At 72.3% G+C, this 23,515-nt stretch carries 19 protein-coding genes; 7 read left to right on the top strand and 12 right to left on the bottom strand.

The window, feature by feature from the left end; translation table 11 throughout:
• Positions 1-150 precede the first annotated feature (150 nt).
• Positions 151-1,473 (top strand): acyltransferase, encoded by a 1,323-nt coding sequence (locus tag LZF96_RS04585; protein WP_233865840.1) that lies wholly within the window; start codon positions 151-153, stop codon positions 1,471-1,473.
• Between the two features lie 348 nt (positions 1,474-1,821).
• Positions 1,822-2,796: an AfsA-related hotdog domain-containing protein gene (locus LZF96_RS04580; RefSeq protein WP_233865838.1), complete on the top strand. Its 975-nt coding sequence runs from the start codon at positions 1,822-1,824 to the stop codon at positions 2,794-2,796.
• Between the two features lie 247 nt (positions 2,797-3,043).
• Here LZF96_RS04580 and egtD read toward each other — a convergent pair whose 3' ends face one another.
• Complete coding sequence (gene egtD, locus LZF96_RS04575; RefSeq protein WP_233865836.1) at positions 3,044-3,994, bottom strand: L-histidine N(alpha)-methyltransferase; 951 nt, start codon at positions 3,992-3,994, stop codon at positions 3,044-3,046.
• A gap of 92 nt (positions 3,995-4,086) precedes the next feature.
• On the bottom strand, positions 4,087-5,331 hold the full coding sequence (egtB, locus tag LZF96_RS04570; RefSeq protein ID WP_233865833.1) for an ergothioneine biosynthesis protein EgtB: 1,245 nt from the start codon (positions 5,329-5,331) through the stop codon (positions 4,087-4,089).
• Positions 5,332-5,598: 267 nt separating this feature from the next.
• Here egtB and LZF96_RS04565 point away from each other — a divergent pair, with 267 nt between their 5' ends.
• The 5 genes from LZF96_RS04565 to LZF96_RS04545 all read left to right on the top strand — a co-directional run bounded on the left by LZF96_RS04565 (position 5,599) and on the right by LZF96_RS04545 (position 11,816).
• Complete coding sequence (locus LZF96_RS04565) at positions 5,599-6,957, top strand: NAD(P)/FAD-dependent oxidoreductase (protein WP_233865832.1); 1,359 nt, start codon at positions 5,599-5,601, stop codon at positions 6,955-6,957.
• 330 nt (positions 6,958-7,287) lie between these two features.
• The gene (gene trxA, locus LZF96_RS04560; protein ID WP_233865831.1) at positions 7,288-7,668 is read left to right on the top strand and encodes a thioredoxin; all 381 of its coding nucleotides are present in this window, start codon (positions 7,288-7,290) and stop codon (positions 7,666-7,668) included.
• 203 nt (positions 7,669-7,871) lie between these two features.
• On the top strand, positions 7,872-9,074 hold the full coding sequence (gene lhgO / locus LZF96_RS04555) for an L-2-hydroxyglutarate oxidase (protein WP_233865830.1): 1,203 nt from the start codon (positions 7,872-7,874) through the stop codon (positions 9,072-9,074).
• A 177-nt stretch (positions 9,075-9,251) separates the two neighbouring features.
• Positions 9,252-10,994, top strand: a complete 1,743-nt coding sequence (locus tag LZF96_RS04550) for an alpha-glucosidase (RefSeq protein ID WP_233865829.1) — start codon at positions 9,252-9,254, stop codon at positions 10,992-10,994.
• A 249-nt stretch (positions 10,995-11,243) separates the two neighbouring features.
• The gene (locus LZF96_RS04545) at positions 11,244-11,816 is read left to right on the top strand and encodes a GNAT family N-acetyltransferase (protein WP_233865828.1); all 573 of its coding nucleotides are present in this window, start codon (positions 11,244-11,246) and stop codon (positions 11,814-11,816) included.
• 45 nt (positions 11,817-11,861) lie between these two features.
• Here the strand turns inward: LZF96_RS04545 and LZF96_RS04540 are convergent, their stop codons facing one another.
• From LZF96_RS04540 to LZF96_RS04495, 10 genes are read right to left on the bottom strand one after another with little or no spacing between them, the layout of a single operon-like run.
• Positions 11,862-13,412, bottom strand: coding sequence for an ABC transporter ATP-binding protein (locus LZF96_RS04540; protein ID WP_233865827.1), 1,551 nt, complete (start codon positions 13,410-13,412; stop codon positions 11,862-11,864).
• Complete coding sequence (locus LZF96_RS04535) at positions 13,412-14,191, bottom strand: ABC transporter permease subunit (RefSeq protein ID WP_233866081.1); 780 nt, start codon at positions 14,189-14,191, stop codon at positions 13,412-13,414. Before LZF96_RS04535 ends, LZF96_RS04540 begins: the two co-directional genes overlap by 1 nt.
• 59 nt (positions 14,192-14,250) lie before the next feature.
• On the bottom strand, positions 14,251-15,204 hold the full coding sequence (locus LZF96_RS04530; RefSeq protein WP_233865826.1) for an ABC transporter permease: 954 nt from the start codon (positions 15,202-15,204) through the stop codon (positions 14,251-14,253).
• Positions 15,201-16,814, bottom strand: a complete 1,614-nt coding sequence (locus tag LZF96_RS04525) for an ABC transporter substrate-binding protein (RefSeq protein WP_233865825.1) — start codon at positions 16,812-16,814, stop codon at positions 15,201-15,203. The genes LZF96_RS04530 and LZF96_RS04525 overlap by 4 nt, the downstream gene beginning before the upstream one ends.
• Positions 16,811-17,707: a class I SAM-dependent methyltransferase gene (locus LZF96_RS04520; protein ID WP_233865824.1), complete on the bottom strand. Its 897-nt coding sequence runs from the start codon at positions 17,705-17,707 to the stop codon at positions 16,811-16,813. The genes LZF96_RS04525 and LZF96_RS04520 overlap by 4 nt, the downstream gene beginning before the upstream one ends.
• Complete coding sequence (locus LZF96_RS04515; RefSeq protein ID WP_233865823.1) at positions 17,704-18,975, bottom strand: MFS transporter; 1,272 nt, start codon at positions 18,973-18,975, stop codon at positions 17,704-17,706. Before LZF96_RS04515 ends, LZF96_RS04520 begins: the two co-directional genes overlap by 4 nt.
• Positions 18,972-20,087 (bottom strand): dipeptide epimerase, encoded by a 1,116-nt coding sequence (locus tag LZF96_RS04510; RefSeq protein ID WP_233865821.1) that lies wholly within the window; start codon positions 20,085-20,087, stop codon positions 18,972-18,974. Before LZF96_RS04510 ends, LZF96_RS04515 begins: the two co-directional genes overlap by 4 nt.
• A complete protein-coding gene (locus LZF96_RS04505) occupies positions 20,084-21,169 on the bottom strand; it encodes a PLP-dependent cysteine synthase family protein (protein WP_233865819.1) in 1,086 nt (361 codons plus the stop codon). The genes LZF96_RS04510 and LZF96_RS04505 overlap by 4 nt, the downstream gene beginning before the upstream one ends.
• Positions 21,166-22,047, bottom strand: a complete 882-nt coding sequence (locus LZF96_RS04500) for a Rossmann-like domain-containing protein (RefSeq protein WP_233865817.1) — start codon at positions 22,045-22,047, stop codon at positions 21,166-21,168. Before LZF96_RS04500 ends, LZF96_RS04505 begins: the two co-directional genes overlap by 4 nt.
• Positions 22,044-23,315, bottom strand: a complete 1,272-nt coding sequence (locus tag LZF96_RS04495; protein WP_233865816.1) for an ATP-grasp domain-containing protein — start codon at positions 23,313-23,315, stop codon at positions 22,044-22,046. The genes LZF96_RS04500 and LZF96_RS04495 overlap by 4 nt, the downstream gene beginning before the upstream one ends.
• Between the last annotated feature and the right edge of the window lie 200 nt (positions 23,316-23,515).

The raw sequence follows: 23,515 nt of genomic DNA, 5'->3' as shown, positions 1-23,515 counted from the left end.
GAGACTGCTGTGCGCCCCCGCTCCCGCGCGCGCCCCGAACAGGGTGCGCCACCCCAGGAACACCCGTCGAAGACCGCATTTTTGGAGATGGTCCGGGCGCCCGGACAACACCATCCTGAGGAGATCGATCGAACAAGAGGAGTCGCTGTTGTGAAGACCACTACGGCCGCGCCCACCTCCCGACAACCGCGGAGAATCGGGCGACTCGACGGCGTCCGCGCCCTGTGTGCGCTCGGAGTCGCCGCCGTACACACCTCCTTCACCGCCGGTGTCATGGGCGCATACGACGTGGAGCCCGGCAATGAGACCCTCGCGGTGCTCCTCGCCGGCCTGCGCCCCATCGCCCTGGGCCCGTTCTTCGTACTGTCCGGTATGCTCCTGTACCGCCAATTCGCCCGCTGGACCCTCTACGGAACGCCCCATCCGGATCTGAAGGCGTTCTTCGCCAAGCGGGTGGCCCGCCTGTGGCCGGCCTACGCCCTGCTGGCACTGGTCTGCGTCTTCCTCCTCAACTACCGTGCCATCGACGGTCCGTGGTACGTGCTGAGGCCGCTCCTCATGCTCCAGGTCTACGACTACACCTGGATCGCGGGGATGGACCCGGCGTGGACGGTGCCCGCCGAAATGCAGTACTACCTGGCCCTGCCACTCCTCGCCTGGCTGATGCACCGACTGGCGCGCGGCACCGATGACTTCGGGAAGAAGATCCGCCGGATGCTGATCCCGCCCGGGGTGGTCGTCATCGCGTCGGCATGGTGGACCTACCACATCCACCGTCCGGAGATGGGCATCTACCCCGAGCAGTACTGGTGGCCGTTCGCCGTCGGGGGCGCCTTCGTGCTCGGCATGATGATGGCCATCCTGCTGCTCGCCGCCGAACACGGCAAGGAGCACTTCCTTCACCGGGTCGCCCGTGAACGCCCGCTCCTGCTGGTGGGGGGCGCCGTGGTGGTCTACGCCTTCAACTGCACCCAGCCCTTCGGCAGGCCCGGCTACGGCGACTACGAGAGCGGCGGGCTGGCCCTGACCCAGTACTTCCTGCTGCTGCTCTTCTCGTACCTCGTGGTGACGCCCCTCGCCATCCCCGGTACCCGGTCACGCGTACTCGACGGCGTATTCGACAATCCCGTGTCCCGCTATTTGGGGCGAATATCCTACGGAATCTACCTCTGGCATTTCGCCGTGATGTACTTCTGGTTCGGCACCGGAAGCATATTCGGCACGGAGCCCGCGGAAATGAATGTGTTGCGCGGAACCATCCAGTTCCCGGAGCTCATGACCGCCGTTCTCATCGGCAGCATTGCCATTGCATCGCTCAGCTACTATCTCGTGGAACGCCCCATTCTCAATGGTGTGCAGCGCTGGGCGAACGCCAGGAATTCGCCTCCCGGAAACGCCGCCGTCACATCGGACCCCGGTGCCGACCCCGGCACCGCCCCCGGTACCGACCCCGCCCCCACCCTAACTCGCTGACCTGCGAAAAGAGCAGTGTGTCGGTCCGGCCGGGCAGTCACTCGACCGGACCGACACCACTCAATACAGCTAAATTCCTCCCCACCTCTCAGCCACCTCAAACACTGACTTCGCACTTGCCCCCCACAAATGGATCGCCACACCGGGACCAATGCAACAAACGCGTCAAAATTCACCCACCTAAAATACCGGACATCTTGATCGATCAGTGCGCCGAGTGACTCTCCCCCTTCACACCGTGACCCTCTCCACACAATCTCTCGACAGGGAAAACAAACGCGGTTACTCTTCCTGGCGGCCCCTTCCCTTACTCGTCGGGGCCGCGTGCAAACGCCTCACGGGAGAGAAATGCTGATCGTCCGAGAGAATTCACCCGGCGTCGATCCGAAGCACACCCCGATACGCACCCGTACCGGCTCCGGCACACCCGCTTCCGCCGTCCACCTCACAGATTGGCGGCGAGCCGGAAACGACTCCTTTCACGTGTCGGCCCGCTGGGGGCACCATCCGGGGTACCTCTCCCGACGCGGGACGTACGATCCCATGCTGCTGTGCGAGACCTTTCGCCAGTGCGCGCTGTTCCTGGCCCGTGGCATCCACCGAACTCCCGCGAACCACCATCTCGCCTGGACCCGCCTCCAGTACTCGGTCAATCCGTATGCCCTGCGCGGAGCCGACGGGGACACCCGTGTCGACCTCCACCTCACCTGTGCCGACGTTCGCTTCAGGGGAGGCCACCCGGCCTCGATGACGCTCTACATGGAGACGGTCCGGGGCGGCGACCTCCTCTCCATCGCCACTCTCGGCCTGGAACATCTGTCGGTTCCCCTCCGCCACCACGACCGGGCCCGGCAGCGACGGGGAAACGGGACCACTGATCAACCACCGTCGTCCCCCACTCCGTCGGCGGTGGGTCGTACCGCCCCACGGGATGTCGTGCTCTCCGCCACCCCGGAACAGCACTGCTGGCAGCTGCGCGTCCCGCCCGGTCACCCCTCGAACCCGGCGCCACCGGGGAACGGCCACGTGCCCCCGATGGTGCTGATGGAGGCACTGAGACAGGCCACCCTGGCGTCACTCCCGAACGGCGTCCCCGCTCTCCTGACCTCCGTTGACGCCGCGTTCCTGCGGCCGGTCGAGCTCGGTGAGCCCTGCTGGTTCGAGGCGGAGCCGGACCCGGGGGGACGGTCCCTCACGATCAGCGCCATACAGCGTGGTGCGCTCGGCCTCACCGCCGCCACCGAGACAACCGTCCTGGCCCCTCTCCCACGGTCCGCCGAGCGGCGACGGGCGGCCCGAACCGCCGTCGCCGACCTCGGCTGACCTCCCGGCGGTGGCGCCCCACGCCGGGTCCTCCTCCCGGGGCGCGGGCACCTCGGCGTCCGACCACGGACGACATCCCGGGATTCGAACCGGAGGCGGGGGACGGAGGTTCCGCCCCCGGCCCCCGGCCCCCGGAGCGCGGAACCTCCGTCCCCGGATCCGTTCGTCCCGGATCCGTTCGTCCGGGATCCGTTCGTCCGGGATCCGTTCGTCCCGGATCCGTTCGTCCGGGAACACGGCGGCCGGACTACGGCATGACGGCGAGGGAGAGGGCGTAATCGCCATCGGGATCGGTCCACCAGGAGCGGAGGTACAGCCCGGCCGCCGTGAGCTCCCGCTCCACACCCTCGCGGCGGAACTTGGCGCTGGTCTCGGTCAGCAGTTCCTCCCCGTCTGCGAAGGTCACCTCCAGGTCGAGGACGCGCACCGTCTGTTCACCCCGGGCCCGGAGCCGCATCTCGATCCGCTCCTCGGCGTCGTTCCACACGGCGACGTGATCGAACCCGTCGGGATCCAGCTCGGCGCCGAGTTCCCGGACCAGGACGTGGAGGACGTTGCGGTTGAACTCGGCCGTCACACCGGCCGCGTCGTCGTAGGCGGCGATCAGACGGGCCGGGTCCTTGACCAGGTCGGTCCCGAGCAGGAGCCCGTCACCGGGGGCCAGGTGCCCGGTCAGGGCCCGCAGAAAACGCGCGCGCTCCCCGGGAAGGAGGTTGCCGATGGTGCCGCCGAGGAACACCACCAGTCGCCGGCCTCCGACGGGCAGGGAGGAGAGATGGCGTTCGAAATCACCGACCACGGTGTGCACCGTGATCGAGGGGTACTCCCCCGCCACGGCGGTCCCGGCCTCGGTGAGGACCGACTCGTCGACGTCCAGGGCCGCGTATCGCCGCAGGGTGCCGGTCTTGGCGAGGGCGTCCAGGAGCAGGCGGGTCTTCTCCGAGGTCCCGCTGCCGAGTTCGACGAGGGTGTCGGCGCGGGTGGCCTCGGCGATGTCCAGGGCGTGCGCGCGCAGGATCGCGCGCTCCCGACGGGTGGGGTAGTACTCCTCCAGTTCGGTGATGCGTTCGAAGAGGCGGGAGCCCTCGGCGTCGTAGAACCATTTCGGCGACAGACTCCGACGGTCGGTGGTCAGGCCGGTGCGGACGTCCCGGGCCAGGTCGGTCCGGCGCGCCGCCGGGTCCAGGTGTCGATCCACCCGGACGGTCGCGCTTCGCGGAGGGCCGCCCCGCGTGGTTCCGTCGGAGGCGGCGGTGTCCGGGATCACGGGTCCGGTTCCCCCCGGGCCCTTCACGGCCGCGCCAGTCGCAGGCCGGCGAACACCCACCGGGAGCCGGCGGGGTAGAAGTTGCGGTAGGTCAACCGCTCGTGACCGGGCGGTGTGACGCAGCTCGCCCCGCGCAGGACGTGCTGGTCGGACATGAACTTGCCGTTGTACTCCCCCACGGCGCCCTCGACGGGCCGGAAGCCGGGATAGGGCAGGTAGGCGCTGGAGGTCCACTCCCAGACGTCCCCGATCATGTGCCGACCGACCGGGCCGGGGTGCAGGCGGTCGGGGTCGAGCAGGGTGCCGCGCCGATCGGCCACCTCCCGGGCGGCGACCTCCCACTCGGCCTCGGTGGGCAGGCGGGCCCCTGCCCATCGGGCGTAGGCGTCCGCCTCGTGGAAGGAGACGTGGCAGACCGGCTCGGCGCGGCGCAGGGGCCGCACACCGGCCGCGCCGAAGACCGTCCAGCGGCCGTCCTCCTCCTGCCGCCAGTATCCGGGGGCGCGCAGGCCGTGGCGTCGGACCGCCGCCCAGCCGTCGGAGAGCCACAGCTCGGGGCGGGAGTACCCGTCGTCGGCCATGAAGGCCAGCCAGTCCTCGTTGGTGACGGCGCGCTCGGCGATCTCGAAGGGCACCAGGTGCACCGTGTGGCGCGGGCCCTCGTTGTCGAACGCGAAACCCGTGCCGTCGTGGCCGATCTCGTGAAGGCCGCCGGGGACGGCGCGCCAGCTCTGCGGGAGCGGGGCGGGGTCGTCGGCGGGGTCGTCGGCGGGCCGTCGGACCATCGCAGGACCGAACGGGTGGTGGGAGAGGAGGTGCAGCGCGTCCATGACCAGGAGTTCCTGGTGTTGCTGCTCGTGGTGCAGTCCCAGTTCGACGATCCCGTCGTGCTCCCCCTCGACGGTGTTCCCCAACAGGTCGTCGACCGCGCGGTCGACGTGTGAGCGGTAGCGGCCGACCTCCTCGGCCGACGGCCGGGTGATCAGCCCCCGTTCGGGGCGGGGGTGCCGGGGGCCGACGGCCTCGTAGTACGAGTTGAACAGGTAGCCGAAGGTCGGGTCGAAGGGGCGGTGCCCGGTGGGTCCGAGGAGGAATTCCTCGAAGAACCACGAGGTGTGGGCGCGGTGCCACTTCGTGGGGCTGGCGTCCGGCATGGACTGCGCCGTCTGGTCCTCCGGGGAGAGCGGCGCGGCCAGCCGCTCGGTGAGCGCGCGGACGTCCCGGAAGCGCGCGAGGAGGCTGGGTGGGGCGAGCGCTGACGAAGTCACACGACCTCCGGTCGTCGTCGGCGTTCCGCGGCCGGGCGACCGCGGCGTCAACGATCGCTGTACCCCTCACCCGGCCGGCTGACCCCTGACGCCCCGGATGTCGCCGCATCGGCACGGTGTCCGAAGGAGCCCGATCGGGTGGTGGGAGGCGGCGGCGGGGGTTCGGGGACACCGCCGACGGGCGGGATCACGGCGGCCGGGGGAGGGTGGAACGACCGCCCGGTCAACCCACCGGGCCGGTGACCGGACCCGGGGAGAGGATCTCGCATGGCCGTGGATTTCGACGTCGTCGTCATCGGAGCGGGTCCGGGGGGTGAGACGGTCGCCGGTCGTCTGTTGGAGGCGGGGCGGCGGGTCGCCCTGGTGGAGCGGGAACTCGTGGGCGGCGAGTGCGCCTACTGGGCGTGTGTACCGTCCAAGACCCTGCTGCGGTCCCCCGAGGTGCGGGCGGAGGCCGCCGCGGTGGCCGGGGTGTCCGAACCCGCCCATGAGTGGTCGGCGCTGCGCGACTACCGGGACCACATGATCCGCGGGTTGGACGACACCGCGCAGGTGAGGGGGTATCGGGAGCAGGGCGCGACGGTCCTGCGGGCCGAGGCCCGGATCACGGGCCGTGATCCGTGGGTGGTGGAGGCGGGCGGGGAACGTCTGACCGCGGCGAACGTGGTGGTCGCCACCGGCTCGGAGGCGGTGCGCCCACCGGTGGACGGTCTGGACGGGGTGGAGGTCTGGACGAACCGGGAGGCCACGACGTTGCGGGAGATCCCGGAGCGGGCGCTGCTGATCGGTGGCAGCGCGGTGGGGGTGGAGTTGGGGCAGTTCCTGGCCCGGATGGGGTGCTCGGTGGTTCTCGTCCAGCGCGGTCCCCGTCTGTTGGGTCGCGAGGAGCCCCGGTTGGGCGAGTTGGCCGCCGAGCGGCTGCGCGGGGACGGGGTCGAGGTGCGTACCGGCTGTCAGGTCTCGTCGGTTCGTCGGGAGGGCGACGGAACGGTGGCGGAGTTGGACGACGGGAGCGCGGTGCGCACCGACGTGGTGGTGTTGGGTGCGGGGCGTCGTCCCCGTACCGGGGGGCTGGGGTTGGAGGGGGGGGGGGTGGAACTCGGCGGGAGCGGCGCGCCGGTGGTGGACGAGCGGTGCCGGGTCACCGGGGACGGGTTGTGGGCGATCGGTGATGTCACGGGCATCTCGCAGTTCACGCATGTGGCGCAGTACCACGGTCGGATCGTGGCCGACGTCCTCCTCGGCGGATCGCGGCGTGCGGACCACACGGGGATCCCGAGGGTGGTCTTCTCCCATCCGGAGATCGCGGCCGTGGGGGTCACCGCGGCCGGGGCGCGGGAGGAGGGCATCGAGACGGCGGCGTGCGAGTTCGACCTCACGGCCTCGCTGGCCCGTCCCTGGACGTTCGAGACCGAGCCCACCGGCACCCTGGGGCTGCTGGCCGATCGGCGGCGGCGGGTGCTGATCGGGGCGTGGGCGATGGCCCCGCTGGCCGGGGAGTGGATCCACCAGGCGGCACTCGCCATCCGGGCCGGTATCCCGATCGACACGCTGCTGGACGGGGTGGCCCAGTTCCCGACCTACAGCGAGTCCCTGGTGAGGGGGCTGGAGCGGCTCGAGCTGTGACGGGGCGACGGGGTGGGGAGGGCGCGGCCGGTGGCCGGGCACCGGTGGCCGGGAACCCGGGACGCGTCGGGTTCGCGTCCGGTCGCCCCCCGTGACGGACGGTGGAGACGGTGTGGGGTCGGGCGGATGACCGACGGGCGGTTTCGCCGATGGGTGGAGCGGGCACGTGGCCCGGGAGCCGGGGGCGTGCCCGCGGGGCCCGGGGCCGACCGTTTCCGGGATCGCGCGGCCCATCGATGGTGGAATGCGGTGTCCCCCTCCGGCGTTGAACACCCCGAGGGGTACCGGGCGTCGTTCCGCGTCCGCCGATCGTCCGGAAGGAGCCGGCACATGAGCAGCATCGCCCTGACCGCCACCGACTTCGAGAGCACCGTCACCGACAACGACATCGTCCTCGTCGATTTCTGGGCCTCCTGGTGCGGTCCGTGCCGGGCGTTCGCCCCCGTCTACGAGCGTGCCGCCGAGACCAACCCGGACATCGTCTTCGGCAAGGTGGACACCGAGGCCGAGCAGGCCCTGGCGGCCGCGGCCGAGATCACCTCCATCCCCACGCTGATGGCCTTCCGCGATGGCGTCCTGGTCTTCTCCCAGCCGGGTGCCCTTCCCGCGCCGGCGCTGGATCAGGTGATCTCCGCCGTGCGGGGGCTCGACATGGACGAGGTTCGTGCCTCCATGACCGCCGGGAACACCGGTCCGGACGAGCGGGGCTGAGCCCGGGGCGATGTTCGGCGCCCTCGCCGGTCCGCGGAGGCGGGGGCAGGGGCGCCGGCGTGTTCCCGTGATCGGAACCACCCGGCGGCCGGTCACCTGCCCGGGGACGCCGGGGAGGTGGTCGCGCTCCCGCTTCCGGGCGGCGAGGGTGGGGGCCCGCCCGGACCCGAACGGGACATCCCACCCGTGAGACGGAGGACGTGATGGCTGACGAGACCGTCGGCATCGTCGGGGCGGGGATCGTCGGCCTCGCCGTGGGGCGGGAGATCACCCTGCGCCGACCGGGTACCAGCGTCGTGGTGTTCGAAAAGGAGGACTCGATCGGCGCCCACCAGACGGGGCACAACTCGGGTGTGGTGCACGCCGGGATCTACTACGCCCCCGGCAGTCTCAAGGCCCGGCTCTGCACCCGGGGGCGTTCGATGTTGCGGGAGTACTGCGTCGAACGCGGTCTGCCGTACGAGGAGTGCGGCAAACTCGTGGTGGCGGTCACCCCCGGGGAGCTGCCCCGGCTGGAACGCCTGGCCTCTCTCGCCGAGGTCAACGGTGTGCCGGGGTTGAGGAGGCTGGTCGCCTCCGGGATCACCGACGTCGAGCCGCACGCCTTGGGGCTGGCGGCCCTGCACTCGCCGCGCACCGCGATCACCGACTTCGTGCGGATCGCCGAGGAGTTCGGCCGGGACATCGTCAGCGCCGGTGGGGAGATCCTGTTGGGCCGGGGGGTCACGGCGGTGCATCGGGAACGCCGCGGAGGTCTGCGGGTCGTCGCCGGCGGGCACGCCGAGTCGGTGAGCCGGTTGGTGGTGTGCGCGGGTCTGCACGCGGACCGGGTGGGGAGGCTGGTGTCGGACACCGCCGAACCGCGTATCGTCCCCTTTCGCGGCGAGTACATGCGGGTACGGGCCTCCAAGGCGGGTCTGGTGCGGGGGATGATCTATCCGGTGCCCGATCCCCGCTATCCGTTCCTGGGGGTCCACTTCACCCGCCGTGTGGGCGGTGGCCTGGAGGTCGGGCCGAACGCCGTCCCGGCGATGGCCCGCGAGGGGTACCAGCGGTGGCGGGTGGACCCGCGGGAACTGCTGCGGATCGCCTCATGGCCGGGAAGCGGACGGCTGGTGGCCCGCCACTGGCGCACCGGTCTGCGGGAGATGCGCGGGTCGCTCTCGGTGCGTGCCTACCTGCGCGATGCCCGGCGGTACGTGCCCGATATCGGTCCGGCCGACGTGGTGCGGGCCGGGGCCGGGGTTCGCGCCCAGGCGCTGGACCGGGACGGCACGCTGGTCGACGACTTCCGGGTGCACCGGCTGGGCGGGGTGACCGTCGTGCGCAACGCCCCCTCCCCCGCCGCCACCTCGTCCATGGCCATCGCGGAACACATCGTGACCGCCATGGGCCGAGGGGATTGAGGTCGGCACGACGCCCCACCGGCCGGGACGGCCCGGCGCGCCGGGAGACACGCCGGCGGCGGTCGGTGGGGACGTCACGGGTTCGGGGTTCACTGGAGGGACCCGACCCCTCGCGGGACGGATCGGTGCCCGTGGGTGGTCCGTCCCCGCTCCCGTCACTCCCCCGAGGTGCCCGTGATGCCCGACAGCGACACCGACTCCGAGACCCCGTGGTGGCGCAGGGCGGTGGTCTACCAGATCTATCCGCTCTCCTTCGCCGACTCCGACGGGGACGGTCTCGGTGATCTGCCCGGCATCACCTCCCGACTGGGCCACCTGGAACGGCTGGGGGTGGATGTGATCTGGCTGTCGCCGGTATATCCCTCGCCCCGGGACGACAACGGTTACGACATCAGCGACTACCGCGGCATCGACCCGGTCTTCGGCACCCTCGACGACTTCGACGCGCTGCTGGCCGGGGTCCACCGGCGCGGCATGAGACTGATCATGGACCTGGTGGTGAACCACACCTCCGACGAGCACCCCTGGTTCGTCGCCTCCCGGGACGGTGGCCCGGACGGGCCGATGCGCGATTGGTACTGGTGGCGACCGCCCCGCCCCGGCATGGAGCCGGGCGATCCGGGCGCGGAACCGAACAACTGGGGCTCGTTCTTCTCCGGCCCCGCCTGGACCCTCGATCCGGCCACCGGGGAGTACCACCTGCACCTGTTCTCCCCCCGGCAGCCGGACCTCAACTGGGAGAACCCGGAGGTCCGCCGGGCCATCCACGACATGATGCGGTGGTGGCTGGATCGCGGGGTGGACGGCTTCCGGATGGACGTCATCAACCTGATCTCCAAGAACCCCGGGCTGCCCGACGGGCACGTGCCGCCGGGTGCCCGGTACGGGGACCGCGACCCGCACTGTGTGTGCGGCCCGCGCATCCACGAGTTCCTGGCCGAGATGCACCGGGAGGTCTTCGCCGGGCATCCCGAACGCCTGTTGCTGGTCGGGGAGATGCCCGGGGTCACCGTGGAGGAGGCGCGGCTGTTCACCGATCCCGCGCGGCGGGAGGTGGACATGGTGTTCCAGTTCGAGCACGTGGGGCTGGACTGCGGGCCGGCCGGGAAGTTCGACGTCCGCCCACTGCGGCTGACCGACCTGAAGGCGTCGTTCGCGCGGTGGCAGCACGGGTTGGCGGAGACGGGCTGGAACAGCCTGTACTTCTGCAACCACGACCAGCCCAGGGTGGTCTCCCGTTACGGGGACGACTCACCGGAGCACCGGGCCCGTTCGGCCACCATGCTCGCCACCGTCCTGCACCTGCACCGCGGCACGCCGTACATCTACCAGGGCGAGGAGTTGGGCATGACCAACGCGCCCTTCGCCGGGATCGACGATTTCCGGGACATCGAGTCCCTCAACCACTACCGGGAGGAGGTCGCGGCGGGGGCGGACCCGGAGCGGGTGCTGGACGCCCTGCGGGCCCGCAGCCGGGACAACGCCCGCACCCCGATGCAGTGGGACGCCTCCCCGCACGCGGGGTTCACCACCGGCACCCCGTGGATGCCGGTCAATCCGAACCACCGCGAGGTCAACGCCGGGACGCAGGAGGCGGACCCCGATTCGGTGCTCCACCACCACCGGCGACTGATCGAACTGCGGCACACCGAGCCGGCCGTCACCCGGGGCGACTTCCACCTGTTGTTCGCGGAGAGCGAGGAGGTGTACGCCTTCACCCGGCGGTACGCGGCCGGGGGCACCGAACTGTTGGTCCTGGCCAACTTCACCGACCGGGAAGTGGAGTTGGAGGTGCCGGAGGGGTGGACCGGAACGGAGGAGGTCATCGCGAACGTCCCGTGCCGAGGGCCGCTGGGGGATCGGTGCGTCCTGACCCCCCGGGAAGCCCGGGTGCACCGGCGCCGGGTGGGTCGGGAATGACCCCGCGGCGGCGGTGAACCCGGGGTCGCGCGGCTACGGGTGACGGTGCGGGCCCCACCGACGCCCCGCCGCGCCCCGGGTCGTGGCCACCGGACACGTGTCCGGGACGCCGGATGGGTGGATCGATTCGACCACACCTCGCGAACATGAATATCATTACCGAAAACGGGAATCCCCGATCTTCCCCGGAGGGCCGGGTGATCCTCCCCACCGGACCCATGCCTCCTTCCACACCCCCACGGATCGCACATGACCGAGTTGCCCTCCCCCCGTACCGTCGGTCGATACCTCGTCCGACCGGCCTCGCCGGAGGACGTCGACGGCGCCCGCGGCGTCATGCTGGACACCTTCTACCGGGAGTTCGGTTACGGCTACGTCCCCGCCTGGCACGAGGACGTCATCGACATCGACGGCACCTACCTGGCCGACCCCCGCCATCTCCTCCTCGTGGCGATCGACGCGGAGGACCCGCGGCGGCCGGTGGTCGGAACCACCGGCCTGCTGTCCCGTGGACCGCGGCATCCCCCGCACCCCCGGTGGATCGCCGAACGCTACCCCTCCGGTTCCACCGCCCAACTCGTCCGCGTCTACGTACGGACCGAACACCGGCGTCGGGGGCTGGCCCGGGTCATGGTGGACCTGGCCGCGGAGTTCGCCGCCGCCCGCGAGTACGCCTCCCTGTACCTGCACACCAACGTGAACATCGCGGGTGCCCAGCCGTTCTGGGAGGACGTCGCCAAGGAGATCTTCGACGCCAGGACCACCGGCGAGCACGGGGACGGCTTCGCCACCGTGCACTACGAGATCCCCTTGCCCCGCTGAGCCGGCGGGCCCGTCCCGGTCGGTGGAATCGGGGACGGGCCCGTCTCATCCCGCCGGATCGGGAACGGGCGCGGCGGGCACCGGCAGGGCCTCCAGCAATCGCCGCGTGACGGGGTGGTCGGGAGCGGTCAGGACCGTGCGGGCCGGACCGCTCTCCACCACCTCTCCCCCGTCGAGCACCACGACCCGGTCGGCCAACTCCCGGGCCAGAGACAGGTCGTGGGTGACGAGGACGAGGGAGACCGCGCGGTCGGGATCGCTCGTCAAGCCCGTGAGAAGGTCCCGGACCCCGCTCCGGGTCTCCGGGTCCAGCGCCGAGGTGATCTCGTCGCACACCAACACCCGGGGACGGGCCAACAGGGCACGGGCCAACGCGGCCCGCTGGAGTTCACCGCCGGAGAGCCCGTCGGGGGTGCGGGCCGCCGTGGCCGTGTCGATCCCCATGGAGGCGAGCACCTCCTCCGCCTCCGCGCGGGCCCCGGCGGAGGGGACGCCCCGCAGCCTGACGGCGGACCGGGCCACCTGCTCCAGCACCGGCCGGTACTCGTCGAAGGAGGCCCGGGTGTCCTGGAAGACGTACTGCACCGCCGCCACCTGTTCCCGTCGACGGTCGCGGACGCTGTGCGGCAGGGGATCACCGGCCAGCAGAATCCGCCCCGTGCGGCGCCGGTGCAGACCGGCCAGGCAGCGGGCGAGGGTCGTCTTGCCGGAACCCGAACTCCCCACCACCGCGAGGCGCTCCCCCGCGCCCAGGGTGAGGGAGACGTCCCGCAGGACCGTGATTCCCCTCCTGCGGTGACCGTGGTGCGCGGTGAGCCCCTCGACCCGCAGGAGTTCCGGGCGGTCGTCGATCGGCACGGGCTTCCGCACGGTGGCGACGGGCGATTCCGGCCCGGTCGGTGACCGCGACCCGCTCCCCGGGGCGCCGGAGGGCACGGAGACCTCCCGTGCCGGTCCGCTCTCCACGACCGCGCCCTCCCGCAGCACGACGACCTGGTCGGCCAGTTCCCGGACCACGCCGGGGTCGTGGCTGAGCAGGAGAACGCCGATTCCCCGGTCGAGCACCGCCCGCAACTCCCCCACCACCCGGCGGGTGGTCAGGGGGTCCTGCCCGGTGGTGGGTTCGTCGGCGATCAGCACGGGAACCCCGGCGAGCAGCGCCTGGGCGAGCACCACCCGCTGCTGCTGCCCACCCGAGAGCTGATGGGGGAAGCGGCGGGCGACGCGGTCGGGTTCGGGGAGACGGGCCGCCCGCAGGGCCTCGCGGACCCGCGCCCTCCGCTCGGCTCGACGTCCCCCGCCGAGACGGGCGATGTCGTTCAGCAGCGCGCCCGAGCGGCGGGCGGGGTTGAGGGCGGCCGCGGGGTTCTGCGGGATGTAGGCGGCACGGCCCTCGACGGTCACCGTCCCGTCCACCCGGGCCCCGGCGGGGTACTCCCCCAGCAACGCCAGGGCGGCGGTGCTCTTGCCACTGCCGGAGGGACCGACCAACGCCGTGCACCGGCCGGCGCGCACGGTGAGGGAGACCCCGTCCACCAGGGCGCGCTCCCCCACCACGACCCGCAGGTCCTCCACCCGTGCCACGGGTCGGGACATCACGTTCCCCCTTTTCGAACGGCTCTGCGCGCCAGCGAGGCGTCGCACAACAGGTTGGTGCCGGTGGTCAGGGCCACGATGAGCAGCGCCGGGATCACCACGGCCCACGGCTGGATGAACAGACCGGTGCGGTTGCGGTCCACCATGACCGCCCAGTCGGCGGCGTCGGGGGAGATCCCCACCCCGAGAAAGGCCGCCGTGGCCACCAGGTACAGCGCCCCGGTCAACCGGACCCCGGCGTCCGCGGCCAACACTCGCGTGATGGAGCGCCCGACGTAGCCGACCGCCATCCGCCACCAGCTCTCGCCCTGCATGCGCATCGCCTCCACCGCCGGCCGGGAGGCGGCGTCGGCGGCCGTGGCCCGGATGACGCGCAGGGCGTCGGGGACGTTGATCAGGGCCACGATGAGCGCCAGACCGGCGGGCCCGGGGGAGAGCAGGGTCGCGACGATGAGCAGCAGCAACAGGGAGGGGATCGCCAACAGCACGTCCCAGGGGCGCATCAGGGCCTCCTCCACCCGGGGTCGGTGGGTGAGGGCGGCCGCCAGACCGATCGGGAGGGCGATCAGGTAGGCCAGTGCCGTGGCCACCACGGCGGTCACGACCACCGAGCGCCCGCCGAGCAGCACCTGCCGCCACACCTCGCGACCCATGAAGTCGGTGCCCGGCCAGGGGCCGTCGCCGAGGGTGAAGGAGACGCCCCGCGGTCCCGGTTCGCCCGCGAACCAGGGGCCGAGGAGTGCCAGCAGGAGGGGCGCCGCGATCAACGCGGCGCCCAGGACCGCCTGCCCCCGGGGACGGCGCTTCGGTAGCGGCGGACGATCGGTCGCGGAGGGCCTCACGCGGCCACCTCCAGTCTCGGGGCGAAGCGGTGCGCCACCAGGTCGGCCCCCAGGTTGAGCAGGACGGTCACGAGTCCGAAGAGGACGGCGAGACCCTGGATGACGGGGATGTCCCGGGCGGCCACGGCGTCCATCAGGACGGTGCCCAGACCGGGGACCACGAACAGGGTCTCCACCACGATGACCCCGCCCAGCAGCCAGTCGGCGGTACGCGCCACCTGCTGGGCGGCCGGGGCCGCGGCGTGCGGCAGGGCGTGGGTCCAGCGGATACGGACGGCGGGAACGCCGTAGCGGCGGGCCTGGGCCACGTGGCCCGAGGTCATGGCGTCGATCATGCCCGCCCGGACCAGTCGACTGATCGAGCACACCGGGCGGGCCAGCAACACCATCACCGGGAGGACCAGGACGAGGGGGGTGACCAGCGGGTCGGTCCCGTACCCGATGGCGGTGGGCGGGAGCCACCCCAGCCACAGTGCGAACACCACGGTCAGCAACACGCCGAGGGCGAACTCGGGCACCGCGTAGAGCCCGAGGGTGACGGTGCTGATCAGCCGGTCGACCGGACCGCCCTCGCGGCGGGCGGCGAGCACCCCGAGCCCGACCGCGAGGGGGACCAGGATCATCATGGTGACGCCGGCCAGGAGCAGGGTCGGGCCGAGTCCGGCGGCCAGGTACTCGGTGACCGGGCGGCCGGTCACCAGGGAAACACCCGGGTCGCCCCGCGACAGGCCGCCCACCCACTCCACGAAGCGCTCGCCCACCGGACGGTCCAGGCCCATGATCTCCCGCACCCGCTCGATGCGTTCGGGATCCGGCTGGTCCCCGGCGAAGGCGACGGCCGCGTCGCCGGGGAGCGCCTCGGTGAGCGCGAAGACCAGCAGCAGCACCCCGGCGACCTGCAGCACACCGAGGACCAGCCGACGCAGCACCCACGAGCGCCGGTCGGTCACGCCATCCACACCCGGTCGAAGCGGGCCCAGTCGAGGGTGTTGGCGGGGGCCTCCTCGGAGACTCCGCGCACCTTCGGTGCCGTGGCCACGATCCAGTCCGCGAAGCCCCAGACGAGGAAGCCGCCCTCGGCGTGCAGACGGCGCTGCATCCGCTCGTACAGCGCGGCGCGCTCGGTCTCGTCCCGGGTGGACTGGGCCTGCTGGTAGAGGTCGTCGAAGTCCTCGTGCCGCCATTGGGTGGCGTTGGTGGGCGAGTCGGTGAGCAGGCGTTGGGAGACGTGCGACTCGATGGGCATCGAACCGGAACGGGTGCAGGCCATGACCCCGGAGTCCAGGGTGTCGCTCCAGTAGGTGTCGGCGTTGCCGATCCGCACCTCGACGGTGACCCCCGCCGCGGCGGCCTGCTCCCGGAAGATCTCCGCGGCCTCGACGAAACCGGTGGCCACCGGCGAGGTGTCGAGCGTGACGGTCAGTCCGTCGCCGTGACCGGCCTCGCGCAGCAGTTCGGCGGCGCGCTCGACATCCCGCTCGCGCTGCGGTATCCCGTCGGCGTAGTACAGGTACCCCTTGCCGAAGAGGTCGTTGCCGATCTCCCCGGCACCGGAGAGGGCACCGTCGATCAGCTCCTGCCGGTCGGGGATGAGGAAGAACGCCTCGCGCACCCGGGGGTCGTCGAAGGGCGCGCGATCCGTCTTCATGACGAACCCCTGCATGGCGCTGTTGGACAGGTCCACGATCCGGACCCGGTCCCCGTCGCGGTGGGCACGGGCGGTGACGGGGTCGAGTTCGTGGGCGTACTCCACCTGGCCGCCGAGCAGGGCGTTGATCCGCGCGGACTCCTCGTCGGCGACGACGATCTCCAGCTCGTCCAGGTGGGGGGCGCCCTCCCAGTAGTCCTCGAAGCGCTCCACGAGCAGGGAGCGGCCGGGGGTGAAGGAGACGAATCGGAAGGGCCCGGAGCCCACCGGGTCGGTGAAGTCGTCGGCACCGTCGGGCACGATGTACGCGCCGAACGCGGCGAGGACGTTGGGGAACTCGGCGTAGGGGCGCTTGAGGCGGAACTCCACGGTGCGCTCGTCCACCGCGCGGCTGTCCTCGAGGTCGATGGGTTCCAGGGAGGAGCGGGCGCGGAAGGCCCGGTCGGGGTCGGCGATGCGCCGGTAGCTGTACAGCACGTCCTCGGCGGTGACGGGGGCCCCGTCGTGCCAGAAGGCCTCGCGGAGGGTGATGGTCCACAGGTCCAGCCCCTCGTTGCTCTCCCAACTCTCGGCGAGACGGGGTCGGGAGGACATGTCGGAGCCGAAGTCGGCGAGTTTGTCGAAGAGCGCCTTGGCCCGTGCGGCGTCGGCGAAGAGGTTGGTCAGGTGGGGGTCCAGGGTCTCGTTGGCCCCGCCCCCGGCGAAGGCGGCGCGCAGTCTGCCACCGTCGCGGGGTTCCCCGTCGTCCTCTCCCCCGGCGGGCGCCGGGGTGTCGTTCGATCCCCCGCAGGCGGACAGGGCGAGTACCGCGGCGGCGCCGCCGGCGGCGAGGACGGTGCGGCGTGCGGGCCGCCGGGAGCGGGGCGAGCCGGTGCCGGTGCCGGTGGGGAGAGCGGGCAGGTGGTGGGTCATCTTTCGCTTCCTCGTTCTCTTCGCGGTGTGTCGTGGGGTTCGGCGGGGCGCAGGGGGTCCCGGGCCGCCGGGGACTCCGCCGCGGGGAGGAGCCGGGCGACCAGGTGGAGGCGGTCCCCGTCGGCCGCACCGGTCGGGGCGGGGGCTCCGGGCCGCCAGGGGGGTTCGGTGCGCGGGCCGGGGCCGTCGTGCAGTTCGAGCACCTCGAATCCGGCGAAGCGCAGCACCAGACGCAGTTCCTGCGGGAGGAGCAGCCTCCAGGCGGAGTGCTGCTCCACCGCCGGCGAGCCGTCGTCGGCGGTCCACACCCGGCGGCGGCGCAGGAGTTGGGCGGCGCGGTCGATCCACAACGTGGTGAGCGAAGTGTGGCGTACGCCGTCCACGGTCAACTCCGCCGTGCGGGGGGCGTCGAGGAGTTCGGTGGAACCGAGGAAGAAGGCGCCGTTGCGCATCTCGGCCACCAGGAGGCCGCCGGGGCCCAGGTGTCGCCGGCAGGAGGCGAGGAAGCCCTCGAGTTCCTCGTTGGTGTGGCAGTACAACAACGCGCTGTCCAGGCACACCACGGCGTCCACCGTGCGGCGCAGGTCGAAGGCGCGCAGGTCGGCCCGCACGTACTCCGGGCCGGGGTGGTGGGCGCGGGCGTGGGCGAGCATGCTCGGGGCCAGGTCGATGCCGGTCACGCGGCGACCCCGGCGGTGCAGGTGGGCGGCGTCCCGGCCGGTTCCGCATCCGGCGTCCAGCACCCGGGGACCGGCTCCGTGGCGCCGCAGGACGTCCTCGACCCAGCGGGCGGCGACCCGTTCGGGATCGGGGAAGCGGAGTTCGTAGAGGTCGGGTCGGTCGGTGAGCAGGTTCCCCGAGCCACCCGGCGGGCCGATGTCGGAGTGCGTCACGTGGCGACTCCCCGGGCCGGGACGGGGGCGGGGGCCCCGGGATCGGGGAGCAGGGAGCGGCGGGAGAGCAGGGCCACTCCCCCGGCGGAGGCCAGGCCGATGACGGCGCAGCACACCCACGGCAACCACGGGATCCCGTGGTCGCCCCCGAGGTCCATGGTCCATCCCACGAGGGTGTTGCCGAGGGCCGCGGCGACACCGGAGACCATGTAGAAGACACCGAGGTGGGTGCCGGTGAGCGAGGACCGGCCGAAGGACGGGACGAGTTCCATGACGAAGGGCTGGGCCGTCATCACCCCCAGGTAGAGAACGAGGGCGCCGGCCAGGACGGGAAGCAGACGCAGCACCGCGGTGGTGGTGTCGGTGCCCGACGTCCCGACCACCGGCAGGGGAACCAGGAAGGCCAGGCCCATGAGGGCCAGGCCCAGGGAGATCCACCGGCCGCGCCGGCCGCGGCGCTTGAGTCGGGTGGTGAGGCGGAGTTGGAGGGCCAGGCCGGCCACGGTGCCGACCAGGAAGATGAAACCCGCCGCGCCCGCCCATCCGGTGGCGGTCCGCGCGCCGTCCGGCAGGAGCAGGTAGAGCTGGGTCTCCAGGGTGAACATGCCGGTCATCGCGAGGGCGAAGGCGAGGAAGCGCCGGTTGCCGAGCACCTCCCGCCAGTCGGTCAGGACCCCCGGCCGGTCGACGCGCTCCACCCGCCGGGCCGGCAGGAGGAGGGCCTGGGCCACGGTCAGGACGGCGAAGATCGCGGCGGCGGTGAGCGCCGAGGCGCGGAAGTCCACCAACAGCAGGGCACTGCCCAGCAGGGGGCCGACCAGGGCACCGCAGGTCGCGAAGACCTGGAACAGGGCGAACGCCTCCGCCCGGCGATCCCCCGACTCCACGGCGATGTAGGCGCGCACCGCCGGGTTGAACAGGGCTCCGGCCATGCCGCTGAGGACGGAGGCGGCCAGCAGGACGGTCAGGGAGTCGCCCAACGCGAAGAGACCGAAGCCGATGGTCCGTACCGCGCAACCGATGATGATGACGCCCCGGGCGCCGAGCCGGTCGGCGGCCGAGCCGCCGATGAGGAACAGGCCCTGTTGGCTGAGGTTGCGCACCCCCAGCACCACCCCGACGATCGCCGCCGACATGCCGAGGTTCTCGCCGAGGTGCAGCGCGAGGTAGGGGATCAGGAGGTAGAAGCCGATGTTGACGCCGAACTGGTTGACCAGGAGCAGGCGGATGGCCGGGGGGAAGTCACGCACCGCGCGCAGCGTCTTCACGCGGGGCCTCCCCCCTTCCCCGTGGACCGCTCCGGGAACGGATCGGCGGAGGGCAGCGGTCCCACCGGTGTGACGCCCAGTCCCGGCAGGTCGCCGACCCCCACGGTGCCGTTCCCGCCCCCGATGCCCCGCCAGGGGTCCCGGGCCAGCAGCAGGTGGCCGTCCAGATCGACCCAGCGGGCCCGGTCGGCCAGGTGCACGGCCGGGGCGATCCCCAGGGAGGAGGCGGTGAGGCAGCCGAGCATGATGTCGGTGCCGCTGCCGGCGAGCGCGTCGATGATGCGCAGGGCCGCGCGCACCCCGCCACACTTGGCGAGCTTGATGTTGACGCCACCGACCCGGCCGGCGAGGCGGACCGCGTCCCGGTGGTCGGCGGCGTCCTCGTCGGCGATCAGGGGCAGGGGGGAACACTCGGCGAGCCGGATGAACGCCTCGTGGTCGCCGGGGGCGATGGGTTGTTCCACGGCCTCGACGCCGGGAAGGGCGAAGCGCGGGATCAGCCGTTCGGCCCGCTCCGGGGTCCAGGCCCCGTTGGGGTCCAGGAGCAGCCGGACTCCGGGGGCGGCCTCGAGGACCGCGGCGACACGCTCCAGGTCCTCCACCGGATCGGGGGTGCCGAGCTTGAGCTTGAGCAACCGGAACCCCCGGTCGACCAGCGAACGCGCCCGCTCGGCGGCGTCCCCCGGGTCGGTGATGCCGATGGTGTGGGCGGTCGCGGCTGAGAGCGACGGAACGGTGGGGTCGGCGCCCGGCAGAAGGCGGTGGACGGCACGTCCGGTGAGCTTTCCGCGCAGGTCCAGCAGGGCGGCGTCGACCGCCGCCGAGATCCCGGCGGGGATGTCCGGCGGCAGGGGGAGGTCCGGGCCGGGGAAAGCCGGGTCGGAGAGGGGGTCGGCCCGGCGTTCCAGGGCGGGAGCGACGTGCTCCGTCAGGTACCGACGGGCGCTCCGCGCCGTGATGCCGAGGTGGACCGAGGACACCACCTCGCCGTGGCCGGTGGCCCCGGCGTGCTCGATGGAGAACCACACCGCGTCACGGCGGGCCATCACCGACCGGGAGATCCGCAACGGGGTGGCCAGTTCGAGGGAAACGGTGCGGACGGCCGTTCTCACCGGGCGCTCCCCCCGGGACGGTCGAGGGGGTCGACGACGGTGCGGCAGCGGGTCCATCCGGTCGCCTCCACGGCTCCGGGATGCGGGATCTCCAGGGGGCGGTCGCGGGGCGGTTCTCCGGTGCCGATGCCGTGGCGCAGGCAGTGCTCGTCGTCGTAGACGGTGTCCACGTAGCGGTGGGGCCCGTCGGGGAAGACCGTGGCGACCACCGCGCCGGGAGCGGTGCGGGCGGCCCAGGCCGCCACCAGGGCGACCGCGCCGGTGCTCCAGCCACCGCTGACGAAGCAGCCGCGGGCGAGTCTGCGGCAGGTGTCGACGGCCTCCGGGGGACCGACCCAGTGCACCTCGTCGAAGAGGTGGTGACGGACGTTGCGGGGGTGGATGCTGCTGCCCAGACCGCGCATCGGGCGGGAACGGGCCGGTTGGCCGAAGATGGTGGAACCCACCGAGTCCACGCCGATGACCCGCAGTCGGGGCCAGCGGCGACGCAGCGGTGCGGTGATGCCGGCGCTGTGCCCACCGGTCCCCACGCTGCACACCAGGATGTCGAGGTGGTCCAGGAAGTCGACCATCTCCTCGGCCATACCGGCGTAGCCGATCGCGTTGTCGGGGTTGTTGTACTGGTCGGGCCAGTAGGCGCCGGGCAGTTCCGCGAGCAGGGATCGCAGCCGCGCGAGGCGGGCCGCCTGCCAGCCGCCGCGCGGATCGGGGCGGTCCACCAGTTCCAGGAGGACCCCGTGGGCACGGAGCAGTCCTCTGACGGCCGGCTCCAGTTCGGTGTCCCCGACGAGGACCACGGGGTGACCGAAGGCCTGCCCCGCGAAGGCCAGGCCGATGCCGAGGGTGCCGGAGGTGGACTCCACCACGGGTGCCCCCGGACGCAGTTCGCCCCGCTGCCGGGCGCCGTGCAGCATCGCCACCGCGGCGCGGGCCTTCATCCCTCCCACTCCCTGGGCCTCGAGCTTGGCCCAGAATCCGGGGTGGGGGCGCGGAAGCGGGAGGGTGATGCGGGCCATCGGGGTACGGCCGATCAGGGACAGCAGTTCGGGTGCGGCGGGACGTTCGGTGACGAGGGCGGTCACGCGTCCTCCTCCGGTCCGTGGTCCGGGCGGGGGTCCGATACGGAGGGCGCCCGGTAGAGGTGCAGCACCCCGGGGCCGCCGTCGAGCCAGAAGAAGGGGTAGGGCTCGGCGGAGACGGCGGTGACGCCATGGCCGAGCAGACGGGGTAGGACGGCGCTGCCGGTCTGGGCGAAGGCCACCAGGGGCTTGCCGGTGGCGAGGGCGTGCTCCCGCAGGGGTTCGAAGGTGCCGTTGCCCAGCGTCATACCGGAGACCAACAGGGCGTCGCAGTCATCCAGTTCCGCGTGCGTGTCGGTGCGGATGGGCTCGCCCCACTCGGTGGTGCCGCCCTTGAGGTCACAGGGAACGTGGTCGAGGCCCCGCTCGCGCAGACGTTCCAACAGGGAGTTGACCACTCCCACGACGAGGACGCGGCGCACCGGCGGGTCGAGGGGCAGGAGGTCCACGACGGCCCGGGCCCGGGCCCGGGACTTCACCAGACTGTTCCCGGCCGGCAGGGGGTGGGGCAGGGCGCCGTTGGCCGGTGTGTGCGGCAGGACATGGGAGAGGTAGGCGTCGAGGGCGGCGGTCCGCACCGATGGGAGGGGATGGCGCAGCAGGTCGGCGACGGGGGCTCCGACGCACTCGTCCACCGCGTCGGCGGGCAGGGAGCCGGGTTCGACCGCGCAGGATCCGACCGCCGCCGCGAGACGCAGGCCGAGCACCTGGTTGCGGTAGCCGGTGGCGCGTCCCCGGTGCCGGACGGCCTGGGTGGTGACGAAGGCGAGAGAGATCCGCTGTGCGCGGGGGTCGGGCCCGAAGTCGCCGTCGAGGACGCCGCGCACGATGTCGGAGACCGACCGGACGAGGGGGGCCGCGGGGGTTCCGGTGGGGGTCACGCGGCGGTCCCCCCGGCGTCGGTCCAGCGGGGGCGGAGCGCCACCAGCGCCTTCTCCGCCCGGGGACGGGCGTCCCCGGGCTCCGGTGAGGTGACCATCACGTGGCCGAGGTAGTCGTTGTTGCTGCGGGCCGGACGGGTGTGCCGACCGGGGGCGACGAGATCGAGTTCCCGCACCCCGGGGATTCCGGCCGCTTCCCGCTCACCGTCGAAACCGGCCAGTTCACCGGCGCGGTCGGGTAGGAGGAAGCCGATGGCGGCGCTGCCGACACCGGTCTCGCGGGGGACGAGGTCCGGTTCACGGCCCAGCGCGATGTCCACCGCCGCCCCGGGCAGGTCGACGCCGGTGACGTGGCGGACGAGTTCGGTGATCCGGTTGCCGGCGGGCCGGGGGTTGACCTCCACCACCCGGGGGCCGTCGGGGGTCAGCTTGATCTCCGTGTGGGCCACCACGTCGTCCACGCCGAGGGCCGAGAGCGCGGCGACCGCCGTGGCGCCGGCCTCCCGCAGGGCGTCCGGGGGTGACGCGGCGGGGAACATGTGGCCGGTCTCGATGAAGGCGGGCGCGCCGGCGACGCTCTTGTCGGTCACCCCGACCACGTGGTGGACGCCGTTCCGCGAGACCGTCTCGACACTGACCTCGGGACCGGCCAGGAGTTCCTCCAACAGGAGCGCGGGCGAACGTCGTTGGCCCCGGGCGTTGACGGGGAAGTCGGCGATTTCCCGGTGTGCGGCGAGCAGTTGGGTCTCGTCGTCGACCCGCCGCACGTACATGCCGGCGCACAGGTCGGTGGGCTTGAGGACCAGGGGGAAGCCCAGTTCCCTCGCGGCGTCCACCAGTTCGGCGCGGTCCCGACAGACCGCGTGGCGCGGGCCGGGTACGCCGGCGTCCATGAGGATCCGACGGGTGAGGTCCTTCCGGCAGGCCGCCTCGACGGCCTCGGGGGCGGGACCGGGGAGGCCGAGGTGGGCAGCGACCCGGGCGACCGCCGGCAGGTAGTAGTCACAGGAGGAGATCACGCCGTCGAAACCCAGTACCGCGTGCAGGCGTTCGACCTGCTCGGGTAAGACGGCGAGGTCGTTGGTCTCGGCGGTGAGGATGTTCCGCGCCGCGAGCAGGGGGTGCGGCTCCGGCGGACGCGCCGCGCGCAGGTAGTGGTGCAGGTCACGGGTGAGGAACGTGAACCGGTCCCCCGCTTCCCCGATGGCTCGCGGCAACAGCGTGCTCATCGAACCGACCCAACTCTCGATCACCAGCAGATGTCCCATCGCCCCCTCCTTCGTATGGCATGACCACGACCGCAAAGGAGACTAATGGTTATCTTTTTCAATGTCATCAGTCGGTCCGCCCCCGGGGATCCCGCACCGGAGAAGCCCTGCCGCGACCGCGGCCCGGACCGTGGAGCGATGACCCGTGACCTCCACCCGGTTCACCCCTCCCCTCCGCGCCGGGGGGGGCGACGAAGGCG

Source organism: Streptomyces sp. ST2-7A (assembly GCF_021390475.1).
In the GTDB taxonomy this organism is placed as follows: domain Bacteria; phylum Actinomycetota; class Actinomycetes; order Streptomycetales; family Streptomycetaceae; genus Streptomyces.
The sequence above is the reverse complement of the archived record's forward strand: the minus strand, read 5'-3'. Positions and strand labels throughout refer to the sequence as shown.